The organism is Micrococcales bacterium, from assembly GCA_009784895.1.
In the GTDB taxonomy this organism is placed as follows: Bacteria; Actinomycetota; Actinomycetes; order Actinomycetales; family WQXJ01; genus WQXJ01.
This window is the reverse complement of record WQXJ01000083.1, coordinates 1-4,741: the sequence shown is the minus strand read 5'-3', so window position 1 is coordinate 4,741 and position 4,741 is coordinate 1. Positions and strand designations below refer to the sequence as shown.

At 62.2% G+C, this 4,741-nt stretch carries 2 protein-coding genes; both read left to right on the top strand.

The window, feature by feature from the left end; all coding sequences use genetic code 11:
• Window positions 1-215: 215 nt before the first annotated feature.
• Window positions 216-1,466, top strand: coding sequence for a phosphoribosylamine--glycine ligase (gene purD, locus FWD29_09785; protein ID MCL2804219.1), 1,251 nt, complete (start codon window positions 216-218; stop codon window positions 1,464-1,466).
• Window positions 1,467-2,327: 861 nt separating this feature from the next.
• Window positions 2,328-4,741 (top strand): hypothetical protein (locus FWD29_09780; protein MCL2804218.1); only part of this gene is annotated, 2,414 nt, incomplete at its 3' end.

Sequence of the window (4,741 nt, the reverse complement as noted above, 5' to 3'; positions counted from 1 at the left end):
GTCTGTTAATCGCCTTGGCTTGGCGCTAAGGCTTGAGTGTCCGATGCCGGCCCTCGCCCCTAGTCACAACGGTGCGGGCCGGCATCGGTTTACTTAAGCGACGCGGCTGGCCCAGGCCTGACCGGCCCCTCTGCGGCGACACCGAGGTTTCGCAGAATTGACTGTGCGCCCAACCTCGGTCTCGCCGCAAAGGGGGGCGGCTAGGCTTGTGAGCCGTGAAGATTCTGGTGATCGGTTCCGGCGGACGCGAAGACGCACTAGTAAGGGCCATGGCCCAACAAGAGGCCAACCAACTTGACGCCGCACCTGGTAACCCGGGTATGGCTCGCTATGCCCAGTTGCACCAAATCGACGCGCAAGACGGCCAGCAAGTAGTCGATCTGGCGACCAGACTGGGTTCGCGCCTGGTTGTGGTTGGGCCTGAAGCCCCGTTAGTGGCAGGGGTTGGCGACGCCCTGCGGCAGGCCGGGATTGCCTGCTTTGGACCAACCTTGGCCGCCGCCAATCTCGAAGGATCGAAAACCTTCGCCAAAGAAGTGATGCAGGCCGCCGGTGTGCCAACAGCCCAAGCGCTGCCCGCTACCTCTATTGACCAGGTAGTAGAGGCGCTCGACCAGTTTGGCCCACCTTTCGTGGTGAAGGATGACGGCCTGGCGGCTGGTAAGGGTGTGGTGGTGACCGAGGACAGGGACGTGGCCAGGAACCATGCCCAGACCATCATCAACCGTCAGCGCCCGGCCCTGGTGGAGGAATTCCTGGACGGCCCAGAGGTGTCGTTGTTCTGCGTAACTGACGGGCATACGGTTGTGCCCTTGGCCCCGGCGCAGGATTTCAAACGAGCCCTCGACGGTGACAAGGGACCAAACACCGGTGGTATGGGCGCTTATTCGCCATTGCCTTGGGCGCCACCGGATCTGACAGCCCAAGTGCTGAACCAGGTGGCCTACCCCACCATTAGGGAAATGGCCAAACGTGATCTGCCTTTCTCTGGGCTGCTTTACTGCGGCCTGGCCTTGACCACCAAGGGCCTCAAAGTGGTCGAATTCAACGTCCGTTTTGGTGACCCGGAGGCCCAAGTGGTGCTAGCTCGTTTGCAGACCCCCCTGTCTGACTTGCTGTTGGCCGCCGCCAATGAGCGCCTGGCCGATCTCCCGCCGCTGCGCTGGTCGGAAGGGGCAGCCATCTGTGTCGTGGTGGCCTCGAAGGGCTACCCTGATTCTCCGGTAACAGGCCTTCCCATCACGGGCCTAGACCAGGCCGAGCAAATCCCCGGTGTCTCCGTCTTCCACGCTGGCACCGCAATTGGTTCCGACGGCCGTTTGGTTAGCGCCGGGGGCAGGGTCCTCAATGTGGTAGCGACCGGCGCTGATTTGACCCAGGCCCGGGAGAAGGCCTACCAGGCCGCCAAGTTGATCAAGCTAACCGGCTCTCACTATCGCCGCGACATCGCCGCAGCTGTGAGCTAGGTCACATTTAGCCCCAGGTCAAGTGGGTTTTTACCCACATGCGCCAGGCGCGTAGAAATCCTCAATTTGACGCCACCAATTAAGCCCGCCTAGGTCAGCACCGACGGGCCGCTCCAGGTGTTGAGGCAGTACACAGCCCATGTCATGGCGCAGTCCAGAGCAAGAGACCACGACATCGGACAACCCCCGCGGGAAGACTACCGGCGCAAATCGCACCCGCCACCACCCACAAAACCCCACCTGAACTGTGGATTCTACTCACCGACCTGACTGCGTAGTAGCACCCATGGCCCAAATGCAGAGTCGGCCAGATTGGTAGCTTCTTGAGCGTTGTCGCCCGCCTTAGGTGATAGCCGAAATGGAGCAAAATTATGCAGAAGGTAAGCCTCGCCTTCGGGATCGAACGGTCGCCCTGTCGACTCGAAAGTGGTTGGTGTGCGCGCCGGGCTCTTGCCAATGGGCAAGGCCTCAAAGCGCCACAAAGGCGGGGAGTTCTTTGCTTCCCAGGCCATATTGGGCCCCTTTAGCACTCGAAACGGCGTGACTTAGCGCCACCCGCCGCGCACCGCGCCGCGGCCCGGGCCCAGCGCATTGCGCCGCAGCCTGCACAGTGCACCGCACCGCGCAGCGGCCTCGGCTCAACGCATCTCACTGCGGCCCGCTCACCGCGCCGCGCCGCAGCCTCGGCTCAACACCACGTCGCGGCCCTGCCAAGCGCACCGCACTGCACCGCAGCCATGCACAGCGCAACGCAACGCCCCACACCATCAGCGCCATCGGTCCGCCTATAGACCCGCCAATAGACCCGCCAGTCTAGGGCCCGATTCCTGGCAAAAGCAGCACCTAGTTCAAGGATCACAAATGAACACCAACACAACCAATACCCTCCTAGTCCCAACTCAGGGCGGCAGGCGCTTTCGACGCCTAACCAGGCTGACCGCCTGGCTGGTGGCCACCGCCATTGGCGTTGGAGGTTTCTCCCTGGCCCAAACCTGGATGTCCGCCCAAGACGCCTACGCAGCCGACGGCACCATCAATTGGCAAGTGGCCATCTCCCAGTTAGAGAGAGACTGGCTCTACGAGGCCACTACCGGCCACATTCGCGTAATCAGCAACCCGGAAACCGACAACACTCCTGCCTCCAATCAGTTCGAGTTGGCCAAGGGCAACGGCACCGACGGCAACATGTCCGATGACGAAATGAGGAAACTGGCGGTTGGGCCGGACTACACCCAGCCAGGCCGGCCCCTGGTCATCTGGGCTTGGGAGGCGGGCCGTACTACAGGCTGCCGCGCTGGCTTCAACGCGGTCAAGCGGCTGACGCCCGGCTCCAACACCGCCAAGGAATTCTGCATCCCCGCCAACACTTACGGCGGCCAAGACGGATGGTGGAGTGGAGGCGCAGTTGTCCGGGGCAGCGGCCAGATCATTTTCACCCCCACGGTGCTGACCACGATCAGGAACAACGGCACCGGTAACGCCCGTTACCAAATCTGCACCCCGCCCAGTGCAGGCAACGAAATGAGCTGCCGCCTGTCCGGCGCGATTGCACCCAAGACCCCAGGAGACTGGCTTGGCACCTCCTCCTATTTCGACTGGCACCCGGGCGCCGGCATGGCCATCGACGCCGAAGGCAGTTTCTATCAGGTCTATATCCAGGACGCAGAGAAGTGGCTGGTCAAGATCACCCCAGGGGCGGCCGGCGCGACCTGGTATTTCGAAAAGGTGCTGCGCCTGGTCAACAACGGACTGGACTCCAATTCGTGGTACATGGTTGGGCTTTCCTTGGCCTGGGCGCCGGGTGGTTTGTACACCACCGGCTGGGTGCAAGTCGGCGAGGCGCCAACGGTCCGGATTGACACGATGACCGGTGTGGCCTCTTTCACCGGTTGGAACATTCCTTCGAATGGCTTTCTTTCCAGCGCCGCGACGCCCAAACTGGTTCGCGGCAACGTCTGGGTCGACGCTGATGGCGATGGCCAGATCAGTGACGATGAGAAAACCCAGCCCGTTGTTGGTGCGGAGATAGAGCTTTACAAGTCCAACTCGTCCAGGGCGGTTGCCACAACCACCACCAACGAGTCTGGTAGCTACAGGTTCTTGGTGGGCGACTGGGACGCCGATGGCAAAGTGGTTTGGAACGTCAGGGTCAAGCAGCCGGTTATCAACGGTGTCAACGCCTCGCAAACCTACGCCGCCGGCTATTCACAGAAAGTCGAAGCGGCCACCGGCTCTATCGTTCCCGGCAGCATCGACGTGGTCACGCCGCGCTGTTCTGGCACGGTCCAACCCTCCGGTTATGCCGGCCCCTGCGTTGGCTCGCGCCTGGACGGTATTGACCCGTCGACCGGCGTTACCAACGACAACGTTTTCACTGAAACCGGCGCCAACATTGTCACCCAGATTGCCGCCCTAACTGACGAAGAGGTGGCTGTGGCGGACTTTGGCCTGTCCACGGTCGCGTCATACGGCGATGCCCCGAACAGCTATTTGACCACTCGGTCTGTCAGTGGCCCGATGGCGTTTCCCAAGGTTTCTGGCGGGGAGCTGTACTTGGGGGCGGCGCCGGGCTGGTATGCCGATGGCAATCCCGTTGCCAGGGCGGATTATCATGCCTCCGATGACGGTATCGAGGTTCGCGATTCTGGTGCGGCTTCCAGCCCGTGGGTGCCTCTGCAGGACCAAATCCTGGCTGTGGGCCGGACCTATGACCTGCGAGCCAAGCTGACCGGCGCCAGCCAGGCCAGTGGTTTCGTCAAGGGTTGGATTGCGCCACTGGGTGGTGGCGGCACTGCCGGCACCACTTTCACCAATCTGGTTTTGGGTACCAGTGCGTCTAATGCCACACCGGATGGCAGCGGCTATGTTTACGGCCAATACACGGTGCCAACTCAGCTGCCCAGCGGCGGGTTGCAGCAGACCTTTTTCAGGGCTCGGGCGGGTTTGAACCCGACCACGGCCCATGCCTGGACCGGCCCCTCCTTGAACACCACCGAACAGCCGGCCCGCAACAATGCGGCTTGGAACTCTCGTCCCTGGCTGGCTGTTGGTGAGGTGGAGGACTTCGGTCTGGGGGTGGCCACCGGTACTGTCAAACTCGAGGCCAGGACCCTGGGTGGGGTCGGCTCGAAGTTCGACTACCAGTTGACCAACGTCTCTTCGACGCTGCCTTCCTACAACACCGCCTCCGTGACGACTACCGCTGATGGCAACTGGACGGCATCGGGCCGGGCCCATGCCTTCAGCGCCACCAATTCGCCGGTCGTGATCAACGC